Source organism: Virgibacillus carmonensis (assembly GCF_057836705.1).
The window spans coordinates 1-699 of sequence record NZ_JBYQFJ010000166.1 but is presented as its reverse complement, the minus strand read 5'-3'; the positions used below and the strand labels follow the sequence as shown (position 1 = coordinate 699).

The 699-nt window shown below is 39.9% G+C and carries 1 protein-coding gene; it reads right to left on the bottom strand.

Annotated features, from left to right (window positions below; all coding sequences use genetic code 11):
* A partial coding sequence (locus AC3G7N_RS21165) for an ECF transporter S component (RefSeq protein WP_489424115.1) occupies positions 1 to 485 on the bottom strand: 485 nt, incomplete at its 3' end.
* Positions 486 to 699: the final 214 nt, after the last annotated feature.

The window sequence follows — 699 nt, the reverse complement described above, 5'->3', positions numbered from 1 at the left end:
CTGAATGGTAATACTCCCGCAAATACTGCAACTGATTTTGCAGTGCTTTCTGTCATTCCAGGAGCCCCGATAAACCATGCATACGCTGGCAATATCACAAAATAGTTCAATATACTCATACCAGCTGCCATAATGATGGTACCAGTTACCAATCCGGAAACAATACTTTTCACACCTTTATATTTATGATAAAGCATAGCGACTGGAACGATAAACAAGACACCGGCTAAAAAGTTGGCAGCAACACCTATTGGATCGCCTGCTCCGGAAACAACCAAGTATAAAAGGTTCTTAATTGCCTCCACCAGGACCCCGGCAAGCGGTGAGAAAATTAACGCAGCAATAAGTGCGGGAACCTCACTGAAATCGATTTTTAGATATGGCGGTAAAAATGGGATTGGAAAGTTCAAGAAAAATAATAATAGCGATATTGTCCCCAGTAGTGCCAGAATAATTAATTTAACTAAACGCGATGATTGTTGCATCATCAATCTCCTCCTTCATCTGTGTATCAATCCTATATCTCGTGATGAAGGATAAGCCTGTTTTCCTGTAGAAAAACTATACATACAATAAAAATCCCCAAAACCTTTTACGGCTTCAGGGATTATAATCACAGGAAAATAAAGATGCTTTTGCATCTGTTTCAGCTTTATAATCTTCTCCCATCCAGACTTTAACTGTCGGTCCCGGATTTCC